25 protein-coding genes are annotated in these 23,543 nt (G+C 70.4%); 12 read left to right on the top strand and 13 right to left on the bottom strand.

The genetic code is table 11. The features are described 5' to 3' along the window. Positions 1–9: 9 nt before the first annotated feature. Positions 10–2,907, bottom strand: coding sequence for an AfsR/SARP family transcriptional regulator (locus tag ACFPIJ_RS23640; RefSeq protein ID WP_380117351.1), 2,898 nt, complete (start codon positions 2,905–2,907; stop codon positions 10–12). Between the two features lie 384 nt (positions 2,908–3,291). On the opposite strand from ACFPIJ_RS23640, the gene ACFPIJ_RS23635 reads away from it, so the two are divergent. The 3 genes from ACFPIJ_RS23635 to ACFPIJ_RS23625 all read left to right on the top strand — a co-directional run bounded on the left by ACFPIJ_RS23635 (position 3,292) and on the right by ACFPIJ_RS23625 (position 5,313). Next, entirely contained in the window at positions 3,292–4,584 is a 1,293-nt protein-coding gene (locus ACFPIJ_RS23635; protein ID WP_380117350.1) for an esterase-like activity of phytase family protein, read from the top strand. Positions 4,585–4,667: 83 nt separating this feature from the next. Next, on the top strand, positions 4,668–4,946 hold the full coding sequence (locus ACFPIJ_RS23630) for a hypothetical protein (RefSeq protein ID WP_380117349.1): 279 nt from the start codon (positions 4,668–4,670) through the stop codon (positions 4,944–4,946). Next, positions 4,939–5,313 carry a hypothetical protein gene (locus ACFPIJ_RS23625; RefSeq protein WP_380117348.1) on the top strand — a complete coding sequence of 125 codons (375 nt, stop codon included), beginning with the start codon at positions 4,939–4,941 and terminating at the stop codon, positions 5,311–5,313. Before ACFPIJ_RS23630 ends, ACFPIJ_RS23625 begins: the two co-directional genes overlap by 8 nt. Before the next feature lie 102 nt (positions 5,314–5,415). Here the strand turns inward: ACFPIJ_RS23625 and ACFPIJ_RS23620 are convergent, their stop codons facing one another. After that, entirely contained in the window at positions 5,416–5,685 is a 270-nt protein-coding gene (locus ACFPIJ_RS23620) for a type II toxin-antitoxin system TacA family antitoxin (protein ID WP_380117347.1), read from the bottom strand. Between the two features lie 185 nt (positions 5,686–5,870). Here ACFPIJ_RS23620 and ACFPIJ_RS23615 point away from each other — a divergent pair, with 185 nt between their 5' ends. Next, positions 5,871–7,202 (top strand): outer membrane protein assembly factor BamB family protein, encoded by a 1,332-nt coding sequence (locus tag ACFPIJ_RS23615; protein WP_380117346.1) that lies wholly within the window; start codon positions 5,871–5,873, stop codon positions 7,200–7,202. A 3-nt stretch (positions 7,203–7,205) separates the two neighbouring features. On the opposite strand, the gene ACFPIJ_RS23610 is transcribed toward ACFPIJ_RS23615, so the two are convergent. Further along, the gene (locus tag ACFPIJ_RS23610; RefSeq protein WP_380117345.1) at positions 7,206–7,757 is read right to left on the bottom strand and encodes a helix-turn-helix domain-containing protein; all 552 of its coding nucleotides are present in this window, start codon (positions 7,755–7,757) and stop codon (positions 7,206–7,208) included. Between the two features lie 93 nt (positions 7,758–7,850). Between ACFPIJ_RS23610 and ACFPIJ_RS23605 the strand changes: the two genes are divergently transcribed. Genes ACFPIJ_RS23605 through ACFPIJ_RS23595 form a run of 3 tightly spaced genes read left to right on the top strand, consistent with a single transcriptional unit; the run spans position 7,851 to position 10,485 of the window. Further along, on the top strand, positions 7,851–8,537 hold the full coding sequence (locus tag ACFPIJ_RS23605) for an AzlC family ABC transporter permease (protein WP_380117344.1): 687 nt from the start codon (positions 7,851–7,853) through the stop codon (positions 8,535–8,537). After that, complete coding sequence (locus tag ACFPIJ_RS23600) at positions 8,534–8,842, top strand: AzlD domain-containing protein (RefSeq protein WP_380117343.1); 309 nt, start codon at positions 8,534–8,536, stop codon at positions 8,840–8,842. Before ACFPIJ_RS23605 ends, ACFPIJ_RS23600 begins: the two co-directional genes overlap by 4 nt. A gap of 14 nt (positions 8,843–8,856) precedes the next feature. Further along, a complete protein-coding gene (locus tag ACFPIJ_RS23595; RefSeq protein ID WP_380117342.1) occupies positions 8,857–10,485 on the top strand; it encodes a fumarate hydratase in 1,629 nt (542 codons plus the stop codon). Between the two features lie 73 nt (positions 10,486–10,558). Here ACFPIJ_RS23595 and ACFPIJ_RS23590 read toward each other — a convergent pair whose 3' ends face one another. From ACFPIJ_RS23590 to ACFPIJ_RS23575, 4 genes are all read right to left on the bottom strand, one after another. Continuing rightward, the gene (locus ACFPIJ_RS23590) at positions 10,559–11,068 is read right to left on the bottom strand and encodes a hypothetical protein (RefSeq protein WP_380117341.1); all 510 of its coding nucleotides are present in this window, start codon (positions 11,066–11,068) and stop codon (positions 10,559–10,561) included. A gap of 71 nt (positions 11,069–11,139) precedes the next feature. Further along, a complete protein-coding gene (locus ACFPIJ_RS23585) occupies positions 11,140–11,649 on the bottom strand; it encodes a hypothetical protein (RefSeq protein ID WP_380117340.1) in 510 nt (169 codons plus the stop codon). Beyond that, positions 11,646–11,969 (bottom strand): PadR family transcriptional regulator, encoded by a 324-nt coding sequence (locus tag ACFPIJ_RS23580; RefSeq protein ID WP_380117339.1) that lies wholly within the window; start codon positions 11,967–11,969, stop codon positions 11,646–11,648. The genes ACFPIJ_RS23585 and ACFPIJ_RS23580 overlap by 4 nt, the downstream gene beginning before the upstream one ends. Positions 11,970–12,057: 88 nt before the next feature. Next, entirely contained in the window at positions 12,058–12,546 is a 489-nt protein-coding gene (locus ACFPIJ_RS23575; RefSeq protein ID WP_380117338.1) for an Lrp/AsnC family transcriptional regulator, read from the bottom strand. A gap of 93 nt (positions 12,547–12,639) precedes the next feature. Between ACFPIJ_RS23575 and hppD the strand changes: the two genes are divergently transcribed. Genes hppD through hisC form a run of 4 tightly spaced genes read left to right on the top strand, consistent with a single transcriptional unit; the run spans position 12,640 to position 16,469 of the window. After that, positions 12,640–13,797 carry a 4-hydroxyphenylpyruvate dioxygenase gene (hppD, locus tag ACFPIJ_RS23570; protein WP_380117337.1) on the top strand — a complete coding sequence of 386 codons (1,158 nt, stop codon included), beginning with the start codon at positions 12,640–12,642 and terminating at the stop codon, positions 13,795–13,797. A 10-nt stretch (positions 13,798–13,807) separates the two neighbouring features. Continuing rightward, positions 13,808–14,452, top strand: a complete 645-nt coding sequence (locus ACFPIJ_RS23565; RefSeq protein WP_380117336.1) for an RDD family protein — start codon at positions 13,808–13,810, stop codon at positions 14,450–14,452. After that, positions 14,449–15,435, top strand: coding sequence for an RDD family protein (locus ACFPIJ_RS23560; protein ID WP_380117335.1), 987 nt, complete (start codon positions 14,449–14,451; stop codon positions 15,433–15,435). Before ACFPIJ_RS23565 ends, ACFPIJ_RS23560 begins: the two co-directional genes overlap by 4 nt. Then, positions 15,432–16,469, top strand: a complete 1,038-nt coding sequence (gene hisC / locus ACFPIJ_RS23555) for a histidinol-phosphate transaminase (RefSeq protein WP_380117334.1) — start codon at positions 15,432–15,434, stop codon at positions 16,467–16,469. The genes ACFPIJ_RS23560 and hisC overlap by 4 nt, the downstream gene beginning before the upstream one ends. A gap of 71 nt (positions 16,470–16,540) precedes the next feature. Here the strand turns inward: hisC and ACFPIJ_RS23550 are convergent, their stop codons facing one another. From ACFPIJ_RS23550 to ACFPIJ_RS23535, 4 genes are all read right to left on the bottom strand, one after another. Then, positions 16,541–16,945 (bottom strand): DUF305 domain-containing protein, encoded by a 405-nt coding sequence (locus ACFPIJ_RS23550; protein WP_380117333.1) that lies wholly within the window; start codon positions 16,943–16,945, stop codon positions 16,541–16,543. A 194-nt stretch (positions 16,946–17,139) separates the two neighbouring features. Next, positions 17,140–18,462 (bottom strand): outer membrane protein assembly factor BamB family protein, encoded by a 1,323-nt coding sequence (locus ACFPIJ_RS23545; RefSeq protein ID WP_380117332.1) that lies wholly within the window; start codon positions 18,460–18,462, stop codon positions 17,140–17,142. Between the two features lie 133 nt (positions 18,463–18,595). Continuing rightward, positions 18,596–19,798, bottom strand: a complete 1,203-nt coding sequence (gene fahA, locus ACFPIJ_RS23540) for a fumarylacetoacetase (protein WP_380117331.1) — start codon at positions 19,796–19,798, stop codon at positions 18,596–18,598. Beyond that, on the bottom strand, positions 19,795–20,634 hold the full coding sequence (locus tag ACFPIJ_RS23535; RefSeq protein ID WP_380117330.1) for a hypothetical protein: 840 nt from the start codon (positions 20,632–20,634) through the stop codon (positions 19,795–19,797). Before ACFPIJ_RS23535 ends, fahA begins: the two co-directional genes overlap by 4 nt. A gap of 81 nt (positions 20,635–20,715) precedes the next feature. Here ACFPIJ_RS23535 and ACFPIJ_RS23530 point away from each other — a divergent pair, with 81 nt between their 5' ends. After that, positions 20,716–21,879, top strand: a complete 1,164-nt coding sequence (locus ACFPIJ_RS23530) for a homogentisate 1,2-dioxygenase (RefSeq protein WP_380117329.1) — start codon at positions 20,716–20,718, stop codon at positions 21,877–21,879. On the opposite strand, the gene ACFPIJ_RS23525 is transcribed toward ACFPIJ_RS23530, so the two are convergent. Together ACFPIJ_RS23525 and ACFPIJ_RS23520 are read right to left on the bottom strand one after the other, a co-directional pair. Beyond that, complete coding sequence (locus ACFPIJ_RS23525; protein WP_380117328.1) at positions 21,876–22,997, bottom strand: hypothetical protein; 1,122 nt, start codon at positions 22,995–22,997, stop codon at positions 21,876–21,878. The genes ACFPIJ_RS23530 and ACFPIJ_RS23525 overlap by 4 nt on opposite strands. Then, complete coding sequence (locus tag ACFPIJ_RS23520; protein WP_380117327.1) at positions 22,994–23,503, bottom strand: SigE family RNA polymerase sigma factor; 510 nt, start codon at positions 23,501–23,503, stop codon at positions 22,994–22,996. The genes ACFPIJ_RS23525 and ACFPIJ_RS23520 overlap by 4 nt, the downstream gene beginning before the upstream one ends. Positions 23,504–23,543: the final 40 nt, after the last annotated feature.

Here is a 23,543-nt window from a genome sequence, read left to right as displayed (position 1 = left end):
AGCCGGTCCTCAACGAGTCAGCGCGCTCAGATCACACGCGCCGAGTTCCTCGAAGAGCGTGACCGCCTGGTCGAAGCGCCCCAGTCCGGCCAGGGCGCGGGCCTGCTCGTACCGGTCGCCGATCCGGATCGTCTTGGCCAGGGCCTCCTCGTTGAGCCGGCGCGCCTCCTCGTCCAGGCCGAGCGCCCGGAGCGTGATCGCGAGGTCGTTGGCGGCGAGGCACTGGCCGGACACGTCGGCGACCTGTTCCATCAGCGAACGGGCGGCCCGCTGGCAGGCCACCGCGTCGGCGAGCCTGCCCTGCAGCCGGTGTGCGGTGCCGAGTTTGCTGAGCGTTTCGGCCGATCCGTACTGATTGACCGAATGCTGCTTGAGCACCAGGGCGCGGCGCAGCATGGCGATGGCGACCGTGAGGTGCCCCAGGTGCAGGTGGACCAGGCCGATCTCGCCGAGCATGATCCCGAACGCGCGCAGGCCGCCCATGCGCCGGGCGACGGCGAGGGCGCGGCGGTTCGCGGCGAGCGCCTGTTGATAGTTGCCGGCCTGGGTGTGCACCTGGCCGATGGTGCTGTTGATTTTGAACTGCAGACTGGCCGGGGCCTCGTCCATCTCCAGCGCGGCGGCGGCCTCGGCGGCGGCGATCGCTTCGGCGTACCGGCCGAGCCTGCTGTGCAGCATCGCGCTGTTGGTGAGGGCGGTGCCGACGAGGCGCGGGATGCCTTCGCGTTCAGCGATCGTGGCGACCAGCCGCAGCGTCGACAGGGCCTCCGCCATGCGGCCCATCCGGAAGTACACGGCCGCGAGGTAGTTGCGGGACTCCGCCTCCAGCTCCGGGCTCGGCAGCGTGCGGGCCGCGGCGATCGCGCGTTCGTACAGGTCCAGTTGCGCCTCGCCATAGCCGAACCCGAACAGGAACGGCGACACCGCCCGGGTCATCAGGCAGATCTGCCGGTGCCGGCCGAGGTCGGAGGCGAGCCGGGCTGCGCCGAGCACGTTGGTGAGTTCGCGCTCCAGCCAGCGCCTGGCCTCCGCGACGTCGCTGAACTCGCGCGCGGTCGGCGGCGGCACGTCCAGCCGCAGCACCGCCCGCGTGTCGGCGAGCTCCAGGAACGTGTTCGCGCTCGCGACACTGTGCAGGTAGTGGTCGAGGAGCCGGTCGACCGCCGCGTCGCCACCGGCCGCGAGCTGCGCCGCGTAATCGCGCAGCAGGTCGTGCAGCCGGTACCGGCCGGCCGCGGGCGCCTCGACCAGGTGCACGTCGACGAGTTCCTCGAGCAGGTCCTCCGCCTCGGTGACCGGCAGTTCCGCCATCGCGGCGGCCGCCGCCGGCTCGAAGTCGCCGGCCGGGTGCAGGCCGAGAAACCCGAAGAACCGTTGCAGGTGCACGGGTAGCTGCTGGTAGGACAGTGCGAACGCAGCCGCCAGGGTACGGCCGTCGACCGCGAGCTCCGGCAACCGCCGGTCGGCCCCGCGCAGCCGGCGGGCCAGGTCCGCGACGGTCCAGCTGGGCCGGTGCTGCAGCCGGGCCCCGGCCAGCCGCACCGCCAGGGGCAGCCGGCCGCAGAGTTCGACGACCTCGGTCGTGCACGCCCGGTCGGCGAGGGCGCGGCCGCCGACGGTGCGTTCCAGCAGCTCGATGCCCTCTTCGAGGGGCAGCACGCCCAGCGACACGGGCTGGACACCGTCGAGCCCGCCGAGCCGGCGCCGGCTGGTGATGATGACGCCGGTGTGTGCGGTGCCGGGCAGCAGCGGCAGCACCTGCGCCGAGTCGAGGGCGTTGTCGAGCAGCACGAACACCCGCCGGTCGGCCAGCTCGGTCCGCCACAGCACGGCCCGGTCCTCCGATACGGCCGGCACGCCCTCAGGGGGTACCCCCAACTGCCGCAACAACGCACCCAGCGCCTCGCCGGGATCGAGCGGCGCGCGGTCGCTGTGTCCACGGAGGTCCAGGTAGAGCTGCCCGTCGGGGAACCGCGCCGAGACCGCGTGCGCGGCCCGCACGGCGAGGGTGGTCTTGCCGGTGCCGGCCATCCCGTCGATGGCGAGCACGGCGTGCCGCTCGTCGCTGAGCGCGGCGACGATCCGGGCGAACGCGTCGGCCCGGCCGGCGAAGTCGGCGACGTCGCGGGGCAGGCAGCGGGCGGCGCGGCGCGGCTCGTCCCGCGGCTCGACCGAGGTGAGCAGCAGCGTCACGTCGCCGTTGAGGATCCGCCGGTGCAGCTCGACCAGCTCGGCGCCGGGTTCGATGCCGAGCTCCTCGGCCAGCATGGCCCGGCCGCGGCGGAACACGGCGAGGGCGTCGGCGCGCCGGCCGGTGCGGGCGAGGGCGGTCATCAGATGACCCCGGAACTGCTCGTGGTGCGGATACCGCTCGACCAGGTCGGCGACCTCGGCCAGGATCTCCTCGGCCGCGCCGAGCCGCAGCTCCAGGTCGAGGCACAGCGACATCGCGGCGGTCCACTGCTCCTCGAGGTGCGCCGCGGAGGCACGGACCGCGTCGGAGTCGACGTCCGCGAGGGGCCGGCCCCGCCACAGCGCGAGCGCGGCCCGCAGCTCGTCGCGGGCGGCGGGCAGGTCACCGTCGGCGGCCGCGGCCCGACCCCGCTCGATCCGGGTGGCGAACAGCGCGGCGTCGAGCTCGTCGGGGCTGACCTTGATGCGGTACCCGGACGGCTCGGTGATCACGAGCTCCTCGGGCAGGCCGACCCGGCGGAGCAGCTGACGGAGCCGGGAGACGCAGCTGTGCACCTGGGCCCGGGCGGTCGTCGGCGGGTTGGTGTCCCACAGCGCCGAGATGACCTGTTGGAACGGCACCAGCTGGCCCTCGCGCAGGAGCAGCAGAGCGAGGAGGATGCGTTCACGGGGCGCGGCAACCGTGATTTCGGTAACCGGTGTGCGGATCTGCACCGGTCCCAAGATCGAGAACCTGGTCGAATTGCGCATAACCACCCTCTGTGCGGCGCCTGCCTCCCCTCGAAGCTGCACGCGGTATGGCTCGATGGTAGTCAAATGAGAGCGGCGAAAGAGCAGCGCCGTGGAGTCTTTTTCGTGGGACGACATGCGCATGCCGGAATGCGTCCAGGTCTTGCAGGGGATCTACTCAGAACCCACCCCAAGGGCTACTCAAGCCCTACTCCTGCATTGCTCTGGACGAACGGGGATATTTCGGCCATGCGGACGAATTCAACTATTTAGGGGTCGCGCCCAACGACGTGTGCGACCCCCAAATTTTGGGTACGGAACACGCTGCGGCCATGCATCGTTCGGCCGCCTCGCCGAACGTCCGGCGGTATGGCTAACCTGCTCCGCGCAGTTCCCGTCCTGGCCCTTACCGCCGTCGCCGCGATTGCCGCCAGCCCGGCCGCCGCTTCCGCCGCTTCCGGCGGCCTCTCCGGCAGAGTGACGTCGACTTCGACCCTCCCGTCGATCCCGCTGAGCCGGCTCGGCGTCGCCGACGACCGCGGCGTCAACCTCGGCGGCATCGGCAGCGACATCTTCCCGACCGGCCGCCCCGGTGAGTACTGGACGATCACCGACCGCGGCCCCAACGGCCTGATCACCATCGGCACCGAGAAGCGCCGGACGTTCCCCACGCCCGACTTCAACCCGACGATCGTGAAGGTCCGCGCCACCCGCGGCGTGCTCAAGGTCGAGCAGACCATCCCGCTGACCACTTCCTCCGGCAAGCCCGTCACCGGCCTGCCGAACCAGCTGCCGCACGACGAGCAGCCCTACACGTACAACGCCTCGACCCCGCTCCAGATCAACCCCAACGGCCTGGACACCGAGGGCATCGTCCGCGCCGCCGACGGGACCTTCTGGCTCGTCGACGAGTACGGCCCCTCCCTGGTCCACGTCTCCTCCCGCGGCCGGGTGCTCGCCCGGTACACCCCGCGCGGCCTCAACCTGACCGGCGCCGACTACCCGGTCATCGAGGCCTTCCCCGCCATCTACGCCTCCCGCAAGGTCAACCGCGGCTTCGAGGGCCTCGGCCTCCTGCCCGGCGGCGACCTGGTCATCGGCCTGCAGAGCCCGCTCCTCGTGCCAACCAAGGCCGCCGGCGAGGCCTCACTCACCAGCCGCCTGCTGCGCTTCAACCCCCGCACCGGCAAGGTCACCGCCGAGTACGCCTACCAGTTCGCCCCCGTCTCCGTCGTCGACCCCGGCCAGACCAACCCGGCCGAACTGAAGATCTCCTCGATCGTCGGCATCGGCCCGAACACCGTCCTCGTCCAGGAACGCACCGACCAGGCCGCCCGCCTGTACCTCGCCGACCTGCGCAAGGCCACCAACCTCCTCGGCGGCCGCTACGACGACCCGACCACCTCCCCCTCCCTGGAGCAGGACGCGTCGTCGGTGACCACCGTCCCGAAGGTGCTGGTCCTGGACCTGAACACGGTCCCCGGCACGCAGAAGAAGATCGAGGGGGTCGCGGTCGTCAACCCGTGGACGATCGCCCTGATCAACGACAACGACTTCGGCATGTCGGACGGCCCGGCCGCCTTCGACGCCAACGGCCGCCTGGTCGACAGCGGCATCAAGACCACCCTGGTCACCGTGCAGCTCGGCCGCCCGCTCCACTGACGTCCGGCACCACCGGCGGGCCGCCCACCCAGGACGGCCCGCCGGGTCTCGCCGCCCGTATACGGGATGTATACACTGGCACTGTGGGTTATGAGTGGCTGCCAGGCCTCATCGCAATTCTCCGCAGCGTCGAGGAATACGAAGTCCTCCAGGCACTCGACAACCCGCACCGCTGGCCCCGCCCGATGCGAGACCAGCGCGGCAACGCCTTCATCGCCATCTGGACACGCACCAACGGCGGTCGGCCGGTCATCGTCACCATCCGCCTCATCGGCGGACTCGATGCCCAGATCGTCGCAGCACGACCCATGACGCCCGCCGAGACGGTTCAACTCGAGCAGTGGGAGCAAGACCATGAGTGACACCTTCGACCTGCAACAGGCTGCTGCCGCCGAACGGCTCGGGGTTGAGATCGCCACCGGCCACGTCGAGTTGCAGCCCGTCGACGACCCTGGCGAAGCCGCGGAGATCCTGGCCCAACTGCCGCCCGCCGGTGCGCCAGTCACTGTCGTGCGGCCGATCCGGCTGCCGCATGACGTCGATGCCGCCGTGAGACGCCTCGCCGAGCAGCAGGGCACCACGCCGTCGGCGCTCATCCGGCGCTGGGTCGAGGCCGCGATCGTCGACAACACCACCCCGGACCCGGTCACCGAGCTGCGCTACCTGAGCGCCGCGGTGCAGCGGATCGCGGAGACGCTCGACTCGACCCGGGGACGAGACGCCGCCTGAGTCAGGCCTTTGCCGGGTCAGTCGGTAGCTAACGGATCGCGGCCGAGGGCCGTTCTGATGGCTTCGCGAAGCGAGACCATCGTCGTGGGGTGGGCGGACGCCTCACGCCCGCCTGAAGCGTCTGGGCCTGTTCGCGATCTCGGGGAGTGCCGGCGCTTCGTCCGGCTCGTCGAGCGATGCGATGAGCAGGTCGAACTGCTCCGCCGCCACGATCGTCCGGTGCGCCCGGGCCAGCACCTTCTCTGCTTCCGCGAGCGCTGACCGCACGACGAACGACGACATGGGTTCACCAAGCAGTTCGGCCGCCTCGGAGATGCGCGACTTGCTCGTCTCGTCTGCTCGCACTTCGATGCGCTCAGTCTTTGGGCTCATCTGACGCTCCGTCTGCCACCTTGCGTGTCCCTCATTGGACGGCGAATGTACGGCACCGCCGAGCCGGATACCCCGGACCCGGCCGCCGGAGGGTGAGGTGTGGGGCCCGGGCGGGTGAAATATCCGCGACACGGGCGTATCGGGCGATCCCACGCAGTATTATCCCGCGCCGCTACGGTGGGCGGGTGGCTAGGGGAGCGGTCCGCAACTTCGAGACGGCGCTCGGCGCGATCGGTGTGCTGGCGCTCATCATCACGGCGATTCTCGTCACCGGCTGGAACCCGCTGCCCAAGGTCTCCGGGGACTTCACCGACTGGTGGGAGAAGGTGGCGTCCAGCAGCGGGAAGCTGTCCGAGCCCGAGACGCTGTGGTCGGACCGGGTCGGTGGGCAGCCGTCGGCGGCCGTGATCGCCGGGGACGCGGTCGTCGTGCAGATGCGCGGGACGATCGAGGCGCGCGGGCTGCGCAGCGGGACCGAGCTGTGGACCAAGGAAGCCGACTGGGCCGCGGCCGCCGGGGACGGGTCGAATCTGGTCGTGATCGTCGGGCGGCGCGGGAAGGGTCTGGAAGCGGTCGACCCCGCCGCCGGGACGGCGAAGTGGAAGGACCCGGACGCGATCGGGGCGTGGACGTACCGGGACACGGTGCTGGCGCTGGCCTGCGGCGGGCTGTCGGACTGCACGTTGACGGCCCACGCACCCAAGGACGGCGCGCAGATCTGGAAGCTGCAGCTGCCCGGGATCGGCAGGGTGCTCGCCGGCGCCAACAACGATCTGCTCGGCACGCGGCTGCTGTCCGGCACGTTCGACGACGCGGTCGAGGCGATGCCCGGGTCGGTGCCGGCGATGCTCGGGTTCCCCATCGATCAGCGGGTACAGGTGGTCGACACGATCACGGGGAAGCGGCTGCGTACCGAAGAACCGACGACGAGCAGTCGGATCGTGGTCGTCGGAGGGCGGGTGCTGGTCTCGACCGCGTCGCCGAAGGACGGCAACTGCCGCTACAGCCTCGAGGCGCGGGATGCCGCCACGGGCAAGGTGGTCTGGAAGAAGGACGGGTACGACCTGCGCACCTCCTCCGGCGCCGGCTGTGAGCAGCGGCGGGACCCATCCGGCACGGACACAGTGATCGCGGCGACGCGGGGGGACAACCGGGAGGTGTTCCTGTCGCCGCGGGACGGGCGGGAGCTGTTCGTCGGCGGGCCCGGGGACACGCTCGTCGCGGCCGACAGCCAGTACGGCCTGATCCGCGGATCGGACAAGAAGACGCTGCAGGTGATCAACCTGACCACGGGCAAGACCGCGTGGAACAAGGAGATCACCGCGAAGGCGGACGTGGCGGTCACCCGCTATGCGGTGCTGGTCAGCGATCCGGGCGCGGGGACACTCAAGGCGTACAAGCCGGACAGCGGGAACCAGATCCTGGACGCCAAGACGACGTCCGATGTGCTTGGCATCGGGCCCGACGGGCTGATGATCTCCCGTGGCCGCACGATCGGGTTTCTCCCCTACACCTAGGCCTTAGCGGTGCTCCATCACGAGGGTGAAGGACGTGCCGGGGGTCAGGGCCTCGTAGAGGTGCGGGACGTCGCCGGGGAACGAGCAGTAGTCGTGGACCTCCAGGTCGACGGTCGCGTCGGCGGGGCCGACCCGCAGGCGGCCGCTCATCAGGACCACGTGCTCGACGGTGCCGGGCAGGTGCGCGTCGGCCTTGCGGGGGCCGCCCATGCCGACCCGCATCACGTACAGGTCGCGCTTGGCGCCGGGTGGGCAGGTGGCGAGGAGCGTGCCGCCGAAGTCGGCCTGCTCGGCCTGGATCGACGGGCCCTCACCGGCGCGGATCACCCGCGGGGCGGTCGGCGCGGGCGGCTCCACCAGGCGGCTGAACGGCACGTTGAGCGCCACGGCCAGGGCCCACAGGGTCTCGATGTTGGGGTTGCCGGCGCCCGACTCCAGCTGGTGGAGGGTCGACTTGGCGATGCCGGCCCGCTTCGCGACCTCGCTCAGGGACAGCTTCTCGCGGTCCCGCTCGCGGCGCAGTGCGGCGGCGATGAACTCCAGCGGCGCACCCAATGAAGCCTCCCGACGAGAGTCCGGCGTATCGAACGAAACATTCGGCTTGACGAACGACCCCCAGCACGTCCAGCATAACGAACTATGCGTTCGATGTCCCGAACGGCTCTGGCGAAGGACCCCCTGGTCCGCGACGTCGGGGCCCTGTGTGCCGCCGCGGTGGTGGTCGGCCTGTCGTTCGGCGCGATCGCCACCGCCGCCGGCCTGCCGCTCAGCCAGATCGTGGTCATGTCCGCGTTCGTGTACGCCGGTGGCGCCCAGTTCCTCGCCGTCGGCCTGGTCTCCGCGGGCGGGACGGCCCTCGCGATCATCCTGGCCGGCCTGCTGCTCAACGCCAGGCACCTGCCGTTCGGCCTGGCGGTCGGCAACGAGACCCTGGGCGAGTCCCGCTGGCGCCGGATCGTCGGCAGCCACATCCTGACCGACGAGTCCGTCGCGTTCGCCCTCGCGCAGGACGACCCGGCCCGGCGCCGCCGCGCGTACTGGCTCACCGGCGCCGCCCTGTACATCACCTGGAACATCTCCTCGACCCTCGGCGCGATCGCCGGCAGCGCGCTGGGCGACCCCGACCGCTACGGCATCGACGCGGCGTTCCCGGCCGCCCTGCTCGCGCTGACCCTGCCGTCATTGAAGGACAAGGTGTCGGTACGGGTGGCGATCGCCGGTGCGGCCGTCGCACTGGTCGCGACGCCGTTCCTGCCCGCCGGGCTGCCGGTGCTCCTCGCGCTGCTGGGACTGGCGTTCGCGCTGCCCGTGCCGTCGCGGAAGAGGTCGAAATGAGCTGGATCGCGATCATCGTGCTCGGCGTCGGCACCTACGCGCTGCGGTTCGCCGGGCCCGTCCTGCGCAGCCGGATCACCGTCTCGCCGGCGGTCGGCCGCTACCTGACCCTGGCGGCGGTTGCGCTGCTGGCGGCGCTCATCGGCACCGCGGCGCTGCTCAACGGCACCGAGTTCGTCGGGATCGCCCGGCCGGCCGGGGTTGCCGTCGGCGCCGTGCTCGCCTGGCGGAAGCTGCCGTTCGTCGTGGTCGTGGTCGCCGCCGCACTCACCGCCGCCCTGCTCAGGCTGGCCGGAATCCAGTAACTACAGTCGGGGGCATGCCAGAGTTCGCGTTCTCGCCGCTGCTGCCGCTCGGACCCGACACCACCGAATACCGGCTGGTCACCAGCGACGGGATCGGCCGCGACGGGCGGTTCCTCACCGTCAGCCCCGAGGCGCTGACGCTCCTCACCGACGAGGCGATGCACGACATCGCGCACTTCCTGCGCCCCGCGCACCTCGCCCAGCTCCGCGCCATCATCGACGACCCGCTGGCCTCGCCGAATGACCGGTTCGTCGCCCTCGACCTGCTCCGCAACGCCAACATCGCGGCCGGCGGTGTCCTGCCCATGTGCCAGGACACCGGCACGGCGATCGTCATGGGCAAGCGCGGCCGGTTCGTCCTCACCGACGGGAACGACGAGGCCGCGATCGCGCGGGGCGTGTTCGACGCGTACACCCGCCTCAACCTGCGCTACTCGCAGCTGGCCCCGCTGACCATGTGGGACGAGAAGAACACCGGGTCCAACCTGCCCGCACAGATCGAGCTGTACGCGGAAGGCGACGACGCCTACAAGTTCCTCTTCATGGCCAAGGGCGGTGGCTCGGCCAACAAGAGCTACCTGTACCAGGAGACGAAGGCCCTGCTCAATCCCACCCGGATGATGCAGTTCCTGGAGGAGAAGCTTCGCCTGATCGGCACCGCCGCCTGCCCGCCCTACCACCTGGCGGTCGTCATCGGCGGCACCTCCGGCGAGCACGCGCTGAAGACGGCGAAGCTGGCGTCCGCGAAGTACCTCGACACCCTGCCGACGTCGGGCTCGCCCACCGGCCACGGGTTCCGCGACGTCGAGCTGGAGGCCGAGGTGCTGCAGCTGACCCGCGAGTTCGGGATCGGCGCGCAGTTCGGCGGCCGGTACTTCTGCCACGACGTCCGGGTCGTGCGCCTCCCCCGCCACGGCGCGTCGTGCCCGGTGGCGATCGCCGTCTCGTGCTCCGCGGACCGCCAGGCGGTCGGGAAGATCACCGAGTCGGGGGTCTGGCTGGAGCAGCTGGAGCGGGACCCGGCCCGGTTCCTGCCCGACGTGACCGACGAGCACCTCGACGACGACGTGGTCGCCGTCGACCTCAACCGCCCGATGTCGGAGATCCGGGCGCAGCTGTCCGCGCTGCCGGTGAAGACGCGGCTCTCGCTGACCGGGCCGCTGGTGGTGGCCCGCGACATCGCGCACGCAAAGATCGCCGAGCGGCTGGACGCGGGCGAGCCGATGCCGGCGTACCTGCGGGATCACGCGGTCTATTACGCGGGCCCGGCGAAGACGCCCGCCGGGTACGCGTCCGGCTCGTTCGGCCCGACGACCGCCGGCCGGATGGACGCGTACGTCGCGAAGTTCCAGGCCGCGGGCGGTTCGCTGGTGATGCTCGCGAAGGGCAACCGGTCGAAGCAGGTCACCGAGGCGTGCAACAGCTACGGCGGGTTCTACCTCGGCTCGATCGGCGGCCCGGCGGCCCGGCTGGCCCAGGACTGCATCAAGCACGTCGAGGTCATCGAGTACCCGGAGCTCGGCATGGAGGCGGTCTGGAAGATCGACGTGGTCGACTTCCCGGCCTTCATCGTCGTGGACGACAAGGGCAACGACTTCTTCGCCGAGGTGACGAAGCCGGTCCTCACCGTCGGCCGCCGCTAGCCGTCCGCGTTGCTCAAGGTCAGGGGCGTCCTATGGGCGCCCCTGAAGGAGTTGCCGTCTGTGCGAGTGGGCGTCAACAGTAGTCCGCGCTGGAGATGGATTCGATGGCGGAGATCGGTATGAGTATCCGTACGGGGGCTATCGCTGGCCTGCCGTCAAGGCCGGTTGAGGCTTTCCGCACGGTGATTGCGACGAAGTCGTGATCCATGGACGTGATGTCGCCGCATACCGACTCGTTGCTGGTCTTGACCTCCACACGACCGGGAAAACGATGCTCTGATACCCCCGATGCCGACCATGAGACGGCGAGCGCGACGCTCAGCATGACGACACCGAAAACCGCAATCGCCAGGTGATTGAAGTTGAGGGGGACGATGCCGGCACCCAGCGACGCGAATGACAGAAACGCCAGCATCAGAGCGAGGATCACAACGTACCGCCAGCTCAGCGCCGACACCCCAGCCACCAGATCTGTTCCGCCAACGACGATGGCCAGGGCGAACACCGCACTCGTCACACCCAGCCAGCGAGTGGGGCGGCGAGGCGGGGCATCCGGGGCCGTGAGCTCCTGCGCGTCGGTCACGGCGTGAGCCTAAACGATCAATGATCAGCGTCGCTGTCCCGTGCGCGCCGGCGGCGACCTCTTCGTCGGGCTCATCGGGGTGGTTCGTTCGGTGACTCCCTACGGCGTCGCAGGAACTGCCGGATCAAGGTGCTGGCCATGCTTCCCGCGAAAATCATCTGGCCCACCTCGACCGCCTGGTCGCCAGGGTCGTGCGCGATACCGCTGGCAAGTTTGAAAATCGAGGTGCACACGGACGCGACCGCGCAGGTGACGAAGAAGCGCGCCAGGATCGTTTCGGTTCGATCGCTCCACACGACCCGGCCGATCACCGCGAAACCCCGGCGAAGCCCGGACCCGCCGGCTCGAAGGACGCCGCCGCCGAGCAGGACAAGGGCGCTGACCAGCTTGAGCAACTTGCCCGGCCGTTCGTCGATCAGGGCCTGCCACTCCTCGGCGTACACCTCCCGCTGTGCCTCGTCGGCGGTCCACAGGTGCACTGCCGGCGGGATGATCCGGGCGGCCAGCCATGGGCAGACCTCCAGCCATTCGGCGAGCAGCAGCCCGACGAGGGCGCCGACCGTCAGCTCCCACCAGTTCACGCGTGAGCCTCCCCGCCGGGCCGGGGGCTCCAGCGTGCGGCGGTCTTCGGGCGGCGCTCGGCGAGCAGCTGGCGGGCGTGCGCGATGCCGGTCGGGGTGAGCTGGTAGAAGCGGCGGCGCGGCCGGTTGTCGTCCGGGCCGAGCTCCTCCCACCGCCCGGCGAGCAGACCCGCGCCACTCAGTCGCTCCAGGATCTTGTACACGGTCGGCCCGGCGCGACCCGTGCCCTTGATGATCGCCCACCCGTGCAGCTCAAAGCCCTCGGCGCCGAGAAGCGCCTCCAGAACGTCGAGCGTCGGCTGTGTCACGCGCTCCGTCACGCCCTAACGGTACTACATGAATTAAACCTAGGTGAAATAGCGAAGACCCCAGCACCGTCTTGGGTTTCAACCGCGCTACCGCCCTCAGTTAGGCGGATCGTGCGGCGGCGGCGACCAACGGCAGAGTCCGGTGCGGGATCTGCTCGGCGAGGGCGATGATCGTCGATGAGCGTTCGATCCCGTCGAACCCCATCACCCGGTCGATCACCCGCTGCAGATCGGTGTTCGAGCGGGCCACGATCCGGCACATCAGGTCGCCCGAGCCGGTGATCGTGTGCGCCTCCAGGACCTCCGGGATCTCGGCCAGGTGGGCGGCGACCGGGTCGTGGCCGAAGCGCTGCCTGATCTCCAGCGTCACGAACGCGGTCACCCCGTAGCCCAGCGCCGCCGGGTCGATCTCCGGGCCGTAGCCCCTGATCACACCGCGCTCCGTCAGCCGGTCCAGGCGCGCCTGCACCGTGCCGCGGGCGACGTGCAGGCGGCGGGAGCACTCCAGCACGCCGATCCGCGGTTCCGCCGCCAGCAGGCCGATCAGCCGCGCGTCCAACGCGTCGATCGGGTTGGGCAACTTGTCCACCCGTACCCCCGAAAACCTCGACAATATGAGCAACCTGACCATGCAGAATAGCGTTCCTTGCCCAGCTGCGGGGCAGGCGGCGAGGCTGGGCGTATGACCCGCGCTATCGAAGACGTCAACGAGCTCATCGGTGCTGTCGAGCACGATGTGTCGCATGACCCGTTCCCGCTGACCGGGCTCGATCACGTCCGGTTCTACGTCGGGAACGCCAAGCAGGCCGCGCACTACTACTCGACGGCGTTCGGGATGGCGCTCGTCGCGTACCGCGGGCCCGAGCAGGGATACCGCGACCACGCGGAGTACGTGCTGAAGTCCGGTTCGGCCATGTTCGTCCTCGCCGGCGGGGTGCACCGGCAGGCAGCGGCGACGCAGCACTACGAGCGGCACGGCGACGGTATCGCCGACATCGCGCTCGAGGTGCCGGACGTCGACACGGCGTATGCGCACGCGCTGCGGCAGGGCGCGACGAGCATCGAGGCCCCGCACGACGAAGAGGACGAGCACGGCGTCATCAGGGTCGCGGCGATCGCGACGTACGGCGAGACCCGCCACACGCTGATCGACCGCTCCCGCTACAGCGGCCCGTTCCGGCCCGGGTTCGTGGCGAGGCAGCCGATCGTGACGCCGCCGGCGAAGCGGTTCTTCCAGGCCGTCGACCACGTGGTGGGCAACGTCGAGCTGGGCCGCATGGACGAGTGGGTCGAGTTCTACCGCCGGGTCATGGGGTTCACGAACATGGCCGAGTTCGTCGGGGACGACATCGCCACCGAGTACTCGGCGCTGATGAGCAAGGTCGTCGCCAGCGGCACCCGCAAGGTGAAGTTCCCGCTCAACGAGCCGGCCGTGTCGCGCAAGAAGTCGCAGATCGACGAATATCTGGAGTTCTACGGCGGGCCGGGCGCGCAGCACATCGCGCTGGCCACCGGTGACATCCTGCGGACCGTCGACCTGATGCGGGCCGCCGGCGTGGAGTTCCTGGTCACGCCCGACTCGTACTACGACGACCCGGAGCTGCGGGCCCGCATCGGCCGGGTCCGGGTGCCGATCGAGGATCTGAAGGCGCGCGGCATCCTCGTGGACCGCGACGAGGACGGGTACCTGTTGCAGATCTTCACCAAGCCCGTCCAGGACCGCCCGACCGTCTTCTTCGAACTGATCGAACGGCACGGTTCCCTGGGCTTCGGCAAGGGCAACTTCAAGGCCCTCTTCGAGGCAATCGAGCGGGAACAGGAACGTCGCGGGAACCTGTAACACTGTCGGGGTGACCTACCCCCAACAACAGCCGCAGCACAACCCATATGCGCAGCCCAGTTACCCGCAGAACGCCTACGGCGTGCCGGCGCAGGCCTACTACGGGCCTCCGCCGGTGCCGCTGGCGCCGAACGGTCAGCCGCTCGCCGGGTTCGGCCTGCGGCTCGGCGCGTACCTCATCGACGGCGCCATCTTCTTCGTGGTGTCGATGGCGGTCATGATCCCGGCGGCGTTCGGCATGGTCGCGTGGGTCACCGCGCTGGCCGCCGATGTGGAGACCGACCCCGAGACCGGGCAGATCGTCAGCTCACCCGACGTGTCGCTGTTCGTCCTGCCGCTGATCATCGGCTACGCCGCGATCTTCGTGATCATGGTCGGGCTGAACTACGTGTACCACGTCGAGCTGTACCCGAGCCGCCGCGGTGTCACACTGGGCAAGCGGGCACTCGGCCTGGACCTGATCCGGCTCGACGTTCCGGGTGCACCGATCACCCGCGGCGTGGCAGGAAAGCGCTGGCTGGCACAGTATGTCGGCGGGATCGTCCTTCCGTTCTTCAACTGGATCGACGGGCTGTGGCAGCTGTGGGACAAACCGTTCCAGCAGTGCCTGCACGACAAGTTCGCACAGACGGTTGTGGTAAAGGTCAACAGGTGACACCTCCAGGTTGGTACAAGGATCCCGTCGATCAGGCCGTCCAGCGGTACTGGGACGGTGAAGGCTGGATCGGCGAGCCCATCCCAGCCGATGAGGTCCCGCCGGAAGGCCCGCCAGCCGTCGCGCCGCCCGAGCCCGTTGAAGCCGCCCCGACGGTCCCGCAGCTGGGCGCGGTCATCCTGCCGCCCGGCACGCCCGTGCCACCCGGCGGCTTCCCGCCCGGCCAGCTGCCACCCGGCGCCGTCGTGCTGCCGCCCGGCGCGCCACTGCCGCCCGGGGTGCACCCGCAGGGCACGCTGCCGCCCGGCGGGTACCCGTCCGGCGCGGTCCAGGTGCTGCTGCCGCCGCAGACCCGCGCCGCCGGGCAGGCCCTGGCCACGGCCATGCCGCACGGCCGGCAGGTCGCCGGCCTCGGTGCCCGGCTGCTCGCCCGGCTGGTCGACATCGCCGCGCTGCTGGTGCTCAACGCCGTCGTCACCGGCTACTTCATCTACCAGTACCTGCGCGAGATGTCCCCGGTCTTCCAGGAGACCTGGGACCGCATCCGGGCCAACGAGTCGACCAGCGACATCGTGCAGCCGGACCGGGCCGGACCGCTGCAGGTCGTGATCCTGCTGTTGATCGCCGCGCTCTGGTTCGCCTACGAGGTGCCCTCCATCGCCAACAGCGGCCAGACCCTCGGCAAGCGGCTGCTGAAGATCAAGGTCATGCGACTGGAGAGCGAGGAGCCGATCGGCTTCGGCCGCGCCATCCGCCGGTGGAACCCGCTCGGCCTGTCGGTGCTGCTGTGGACCTGCGGCGTCGGCTTCCTGCTGCAGTTCCTCGACAGCCTCTCGCCGGTGATCGACTGGCCGCTGCACCGCGCCTTCCACGACCGTTCGGCCGGCACCGTCGTGGTGCGCGACGCCCAGTCGCCGTCACAGCCGCCGCCTTCAACGCCTTCAACGCCTTCGTCGTCAGAATCCTCCGGAGATCCGTCATGACCCGCCTCACCCGCGCAGACCTCGACGCCCTGCCCGCCTACGTCGCCGGCCGCACCGTGCCCGGCGCGATCAAGCTGGCCAGCAACGAGGTCCCCTACGGCCCGCTGCCCGGCGTCGTCGACGCGGTCGCCGCGTCGATCACCGGCGCCCACCGCTACCCGGACCCGGGTGCCACCGCGCTGCGCGCCGCCCTGAGCGACCGCCTCGGCGTCGACCCGGACCGCATCGCCACCGGCTGCGGTTCCGTCGCGCTCACCGAGCACCTGTTCCGCACCACCTGCCTCCCCGGCGACGAGGCCATCTACGCCTGGCGCTCGTTCGAGGCGTACCCGATCATCGCCGCGACCAGCGGCGCGACCAGCGTCCGCGTGCCGAACACCAGCACGCACGGGCACGACCTGCCGGCCATGGCGGCCGCGGTCACCGACAAGACCCGCCTGGTGATCGTCTGCAACCCCAACAACCCGACCGGCACCAGCAACCGCAAGGCCGAGCTCGACGCGTTCCTCGACGCCGTGCCGCCGACGGTTCTGGTCGCTCTCGACGAGGCGTACCGCGAGTTCGTCACCGACCCCGACGTGCCGGACGGCCTCGCCACGTATGGCGACCGCCCGAACGTCGTCGTCCTGCGCACCCTGTCCAAGGCGTGGGGCCTGGCCGGCCTGCGGGTCGGCTACCTCGTCGGCTCCCCCGAGGTCGCGGCCGCCGTGCGCAAGGTCGTCACCCCGTTCTCCACCTCCGCGACGGCGCAGGCCGCGGCCCTCGCCGCCCTGCAGGCGTCCGACGAGATGCAGCGCCGGGTCGACCTCATCACCGCCGAGCGGGAGCGGGTCGTTTCCGCCGTTCGCAAGGTGTACCCCGACGTCCCCGACACGCAGTCCAACTTCTTCTGGCTCCCGCTCGGCGACGCCGCCACCGACTTCGCCGCGAAGTGCGAGGAGTCCGGCGTCATCGTGCGCGCCTTCGCCGGCGACGGCGTCCGCGTCACGATCAGCTCCCCGGGCGAGAACGACGCCTTCCTCGACTGCATCTGAGCCCCACTCCATGATCCGGAAGACCTTGTGCACCCCCGGGTACACAAACTCTTCCGGATCATGAGAAGTGCCTACGGGAGCTTGTCGAGCAGGGCTTTCATCTCGGCGATCTCGGCGGTCTGGCTGGTCACGATCGACCCGGCGAGCTGCTTCACCGCGGAGCCCTGCGACTGGGCCGTCGTGGCGGTCTCGACCGCGCCCTCGTGATGCTTGATCATCAGGGTGAGGAACAGCTTGTCGAACGCCGGGCCGGTCGCGGCGCCCAGCTGGCGCAGCTCCGTGTCGGTCAGCATGCCGGGCATGCCGCCCATGTCGCCCGAGTCGTGGTGCATCGCGCCCGGGCTCGGGACCGGCTCGCCCCAGGCCATGAGCCAGCCCGACATCGTCGTGATCTCCGGCTCCTGCTCCTTGCGGATCTTCGCGGCCAGGGCCTTGACCTCGGCGCTCGACGCATGGGTGGCGGCAAGTGTGGTCATGTCGACCGCCTGCTGGTGGTGCGGGATCATGTCGGTCGCGAACTGCACGTCCGTCGCGTTGAAAGGCCCGGTGGATATCGGCCCGGAAGCGGTGGCCACGACGGAAGCGGAACTGACCGGCGGGGCGTGACCGTGGTCGCTCTCGCAGCCCGCGACAAGAGCGACCAGCACAAGCGCGACCGCCGGAAACCGCATCAGCCGATGCCCACGAGCACGACGGTGTTCATGCTGAAGTAGTACTTGTCGTCGATCTCCGACGCGTTGGTGGTGTGCAGGCGCTCGATCACGAGGTAGCCGCCGTGCAGATACAGCTCGCTGAACACGAACCGGTCCTCCGGGCGGATGCGCAGCTCGGTGCTGGAGGTGACCGCGCCGGTGATCAGGTTCAGGACCAGGAGCTGGTAGTCCTTGTTGATCAGGTAGACGTTGCGCTGGTCGGCGCCGATCAGGGTGCCGGAGACCTCGGACATCCACTGGCGCTGGCCGGTGGTGCGGGAGAACGCCCAGATGTAGCCGCCGACGACCTGCTCGGCGAGGACGTCGCCGACGACCACGACCTTGTCCTTGTCGGGGATGAGCTCCGACTTGATGATGTGGTCGGCGCCGAGGGCCCAGTACGTCGGGGTGACGCTGCCGACGCCGGACGCCGCGTCGGCGTAGCTGACGACGTCGCCGGTCGGGGCGGCCTTGAACAGGACGCAGCCCGAGCGGCCGAGCTGGCAGGACGTCGGCTCGAGGAACCAGTTGGTGACGTTGTCCGGGCCGATCGACGCGCCCGGCGGGCGCCAGGTGGTGAGGAGGGCGCCGGTGCCGGCGTCGTACACCTCCAGCGTCGCGGGCTTCGCGCAGGTGTCCTTCACGAAGTACGCGTCGAGGCTGGTCCAGTCGACGGCGTGGCAGCCGGGGGTGGCGGCGAAGGAGTGGGTCCAGCGGACCTTGCCGTCGGACGGGTCGATGGCCTGCACGATGTCCTTGCCGGTGGCGATGACGACCGGCTGGTGGTCCACGGAGGAGGTGGTGACGAACAGGTCCTCCGGGGAGTACATGGTCTTCGCGCCGGTGCGGCGGCCCTTGAACGTCTCGCCGTCGGCCGGGTCGATGCGGACCTGCCAGACGATGTCGCCCTTCTCCGCGTCGAGGGCGACGATCTCACCGTCGGACCATTTGGTCACCACGACGGAGAGGCCGACGCCGCTGGCGGGCTTCTCGACCGCGACGATCGAGACGACCTCGGCGGGCCAGCGCCGGTACGCCCAGTGCGGCGTCATCTCGCGCTGCGCGGTCACGGGCGTGTCGGCGAAGACGCGCCGCTGCTCGGTGTAGACGCGCAGCCGGCCCTCGACGATCAGCGGGGCGGAGGGCAGCTCCGCATACTGGATCGACTGGATGGGCTCGGGCGACGGCACGGGCTTGTTGGCCCGGCTGACGGTCTCCGCCGGCTTCAGGGTCCGGTACGCCGTGACACCCATCGCCGCGATCACCACGATCGCGAAGAACGCAGTGAGGACCCGGCGCAAGGACCGGGGCCAGTTTCGTGGGCGCACGCTGAATCGCCGCCCCGCACGACCCGTCCCCATAACCACCTCCGCCGGGCACCATACCCGGCTTAAGTCGCATTCTGCTCACGGTGACCGTCGATCGCCGGGCTTCTCACACCCGCGTCACCACTGTGCCCCTCACCTCACCGAAGCCAATCATGGCGGCATCGCCCGGACCACCTGGACGCCCTGCGGTAGCCGAAATCGTGACCGTGTCGCCATCGAGCAGAAAGCTACGGGTCGAGCCGTCGTCGAGTCGGACCGGCTGTGCGCCGTTCCACGTCCGCTCGATGAATGACCCGGTCTGCTCCGGTGTGGGGCCGGAAATGGTGCCGGAGGCGTAGAGGTCACCCGTTCGGGCCCACGCACCGTTGGCGGTGAGATGGGCGAGCTGTTGCGCCGGAGTCCAATACACGCCCTCATATGGCGGCTGCGCGACGAGTGTGCCGTTCCAGAAGACTTCAAAGCGGATGGTGTACGTGTACCGCTCCGCCTCCCGCAGGTAGTCCAGGACCGGTGGGTGCTGGACGGGCGCCTCGGTGCGAGCCGGTTCCAGGGCGTCCAGGGGCACCACCCACGGCGAGATCGACGTCGCGAACGACTTGCCGAGGAACGGCCCGAGCGGCTGGTACTCCCAGGCCTGGATGTCGCGGGCGGACCAGTCGTTGACGAGGACGGCGCCGAACACGTGCTCGCGGAAGTCGTCGACGCCGATCGGGCCGCTGGACGGCGTGCCGACCACGAACCCGAGCTCGGCCTCGATGTCCAGCCGCCGGGACGGCCCGTAGCTGGGGCGCTCCTCGTCGGGCGCCTTGCGCTGCCCGTGCGGGCGCGGGATGTCGGTGCCGGAGACCACGACGGTGCCGGCCCGGCCGTGGTAGCCGACCGGCAGTTCCTTCCAGTTGGGCAGCAGCGACGGCGAGTCGGGGCGGAACAGCCGGCTGAGGTTGTTCGCGTGATGCTCGGACGAGTAGAAGTCGATGTAGTCGGCGACCTCGAACGGCAGCGCGAGCGCGGTCCCGTCGACCGGGTGCAGCAGCGTCTCTTTGCCGGCCAGGCGCGGGCCGGTGAACAGGCCGGTGAGCTGCTCGCGGACCCGGGTCCAGGCGGGGCGGCCGGCGGCGAGGAACCGGTTGAGGGTGGCCGCGCGGGTGAACGTGCCACCGGCGTCGATCAGTCCGTCCTCCTCGGCGGCGCCGAGGTTGAGGATGAGGTCGCCGGCGCGCACGCCGACCCAGCCGTCGCGGGTCGCGCACAGCGGCAGGTTGTGCACCCCGAACGGGTCACCCGGCGCAGGCTCGATCCACGAGGTCATGCGCGCACCTCCCGCGGCAGCAGGCCGAGGTTGGTCAGGTCGGTGACCGGTTCGTCGACGCTGCAGCTGCCGAAGCCGACCCACAGCGGCCGTGGCTCGTCCAGCGCGGCGCGGATCGTGGTCGTCAGGGGGTGGGCGTCGGTGCCGGCGAGGATGCCCGCGAGGTCGGCGGGTTCGGCGCCACCGGCGGCGGCGAGGGTGGCGGCGAGCACGTTGAGGAAGCCGTGGTGGACCAGGCCCGTGTCGGGATCGGTGTGCCGGACCGCGTGGTGCAGGCCGGCGGTGAGCTTGAACGGCAACTCCCGGTCCCGGCAGGCGCAGATCACGGCGGCCAGCTCGACCGGGGTCGGGAACAGCTCGGCGGCCAGGCCTCCGGTGCGGAACTTCGCCGCGGCCGGCAGCCCTTCGGCGCGCAGCTGGGCCAACTGGTCGAGGGCCCGCATGAGTCCCCACGCGAGCGGGACTTCGAAGTACCAACTCCATGGCTCGTCGCTCTTCTTGCGGAGCAGGCCGGCGAGCTGGTCGATGCCGGGCGCCGGGTCCTCGCCCCGTTTGGCGACGGGTGACTCGATCTGGCGGACGGTGAGGTGGCCGGGGATGGTTTCGAGGGCGTGCTCGACCGCGCCGGGCGGGCCGACGATGCCGATGTCGACCGCGGTGGCGATCTCGGACAGGTCGTCGGCGGGGATCAGCAGGGGGCCGATCATCGCTGCCCAGGGGCCGTGGCGGTGGCTGAGGTGGGCCGGGACGGCGTCGGGCAGCGGCATGTTCCCCGGTGGGAAGACGGCGGCGTCGTCGACCAGGGCGGCCAGCAGAGGAGGAACGGCGTTTGACACGGCTTCCGAATCTAATGGACGCTATACAGGGCGGACAACTATGTCCGTTATCCGGACAGACTTTCTTCGGGGAGGCAACGGATGCCGTACTACCGTCGCGTGGGCGAGGTCCCACCGAAGCGACACACCCAGTTTCGCCAGCCGGACGGCTCGCTGTTCGCGGAAGAGCTGATGGGGCAGGAGGGTTTTTCGAGCGACTCGTCCCTCCTGTACCACAAGCATCGACCAACGGCGATCTTGTCCGCCACCACGATCACCCCGTTCACGACGACCCGCGCGCCCAACCTGCCGCTCAAACCGCGGCACTTCCAGACCCACAAGCTGGACGGCGGGCCCACCGACGCGGTCCGCGGCCGGCAGCACCTGCTCGCCAACGACGACGTGCGCATGTCCTATGCGATCGCCACGATGCCGTCCCCGCTGTACCGCAACGCGATCGGCGACGAATGCCTCTACGTCGAGTCCGGCTCGCTGCGGGTGGAATCGACGTTCGGCCTGCTGGAGCTCTCCGCCGGCGACTACGCGATCATCCCCACGTCGATCATCCACCGGCTCGTGCCCACCTCCGACGAGGTGCGGCTGCTGGTGATCGAGGCGTCCGGGCACATCGGCCCGCCGAAGCGGTACCTGTCCCAGCGCGGGCAGTTCCTGGAGCACTCGCCCTACTGCGAGCGCGACCTGCGCGGCCCGGCCACGCCGCTGCTCGTGGACGCCACCGAGGTCCCCGTCCTGGTCCAGCACCGGCGCGGCTGGACCGAGCACATCTACGCCACCCACCCGTTCGACGTCGTCGGCTGGGACGGCTGCCTGTACCCGTGGGCGTTCTCGATCCACGACTTCGAGCCGATCACCGGACGGCTGCACCAGCCGCCGCCCGTGCACCAGACCTTCGAAGGCCCGAACTTCGTCATCTGCTCGTTCGTGCCGCGCAAGGTCGACTACCACCCGCTCGCCATCCCGGTGCCGTACAACCACCACAACGTCGACTCCGACGAGGTGCTGTTCTACACCGGCGGCAACTACGAGGCCCGGCGCGGCTCCGGCATCGTCCAGGGCTCGATCTCGCTGCACCCGAGCGGCTTCACCCACGGCCCGCAGCCGGGTTCGGTCGAGCGGGCGATCGGCGCTGAGGCGTTCGACGAGCTGGCGGTCATGCTGGACACGTTCCGGCCCCTCGACCTGTGCGAGCCCGCACTGTCGGTCGAGGACACCGGATACGCGTGGACCTGGGCCCGCAACGCTTAACTACAGGTCCAGCGGACCCATTCGCCGGTCGACGCCTGGCTCAGCATCTGCCGGCCGTCATGGCGGACGAACTCGATGCCGGCCCGCAGGCCCTCGGACCGCTGCACCGGCTGGACGGTGCCGTTGATCCAGACCACCGCCCGGTGTTCGGCGGTTTCGGTGGTGCCGAAGACCCGCCCGTACACGTCGACGACGCTCCACTTGTCCATGCCGTTGATCACGTCCGCATGGCGGGTGCGGATGTTCCAGCGGATCTTGGGGCCGACCGCCCAGTCGCCCGTCAGGTTGGAGACCTCGACGCTCTGCCCCAGCTCCGCCGGCACTGGCAGCGGCTCGCCGGTGCCGTCGGGCTGCCACAGGTAGGGCGTGGCCGTTCCCTGGTCGATCACCGTGCCGACGACTGTGCCGTCCCAGGCGATCCCGGCTCCCCGCGCGATCTTGCCGGCCGGAGCCTTGAGCAGCCGCGGCCGGTCCGGGTGGCCGGCCGGCCAGACGACTCCCTCGTAGCCCCCAACTTTCCCGGTGTCCACCGAGCCGAGGATGTCGCCGGCCTCGTTGATGTCGGTCAACGCGACGTGGGTCGCGCCGCCGGGCAGCTTGAGCTCGATGAACCGGCCGTCGCGGTACACCCAGCCGCGCTCGACCTTCGAGTGCACCCCGGCGAAGTCACCGGCCCGGTTCACCAGGGCCACCTGGAACCGGCTCGGCACGTCCGGGATGCGTTCCACCCGGCCGTCCGTGTAGCGGACCGCCTCGACCGGTGCCGTGCCCGGCGCGTCGAGGTGCACGGCGACCCGCCAGGTGTCGTCGAGCACCACCCACGGATGCCGGCTCAGGTACGGCGCGTCGGCGGGGCCGGGCGTGCAGTCCCCCAGCGGAGGCGCGATCGTCGACGTCGGCAGCGGCACCGGCGTCCGATCCGCCGGCATCGACCGCGGCTGCCCGGTCACGGCGTTGACCGCGACCGCCGTGGCGAGCACCGCCGCCGCGGCCAGCCCGGCGATCGCGGCCTGCCGGATCCTGCGCCGTCGCCGGCCGACCCGGATCGCCTGGCCCAGGTCGACTCTCGGCGGGCGGACGTCGACGTCGCGCAGCGGGGTGAGCAGGTCCTCGTTCATTCCGCCCCACCCCCGGCCGGCGCGAGCGCGCCCAGCTGCCTGCGCAGTTTCGCCAACCCGTCCGACGTCTGACTCTTCACCGTCCCGGGAGAGCAGCCGACCAGCTCCGCGACCTCGTCGACGGGCAGGTCGCACAGGAACCGCAGGACCAGGACCGCCTGCTGCTTCGGCGGCAGTTTCTTCAGTGCGGCCCGGATCTCCAGCCGCTCGTCGGCCGGCTGCCCCGTGACAGCCGGACGATCTGGGAGCGTCTCGGTCAGCACGACCCGGGACCAGAAGCGCCGGCGCTCGCTCAGGAACGCGTTGACCACGCTGCGGCGCACGTACGCGTCGAGGTTGTCCGCCTGCCGCGCCTGCCGCCAGCGCGTGTACAGCGTGGTCACCGCCGCCTGCACGATGTCGTCGGCGCGGTCGGCGTCGCCGCAGAGCATCACCGCCAGCCGGTGCAGCTGTGGCAGCCGTGGCTGGAAGTACTCCACGTACTGCCGTTCCAGTTCGTCGCGCACATCGCCTCCCGCCGCAATGACGCCGGCGGGAGGTTCGGCG

Origin of the sequence: Dactylosporangium cerinum (genome assembly GCF_042653625.1) — a bacterium.
Taxonomy (GTDB): Bacteria; Actinomycetota; Actinomycetes; order Mycobacteriales; family Micromonosporaceae; genus Dactylosporangium; species Dactylosporangium cerinum.
Note: the sequence above shows the minus strand (reverse complement) of the source record. Positions and strands in the feature narration are given on the sequence as shown.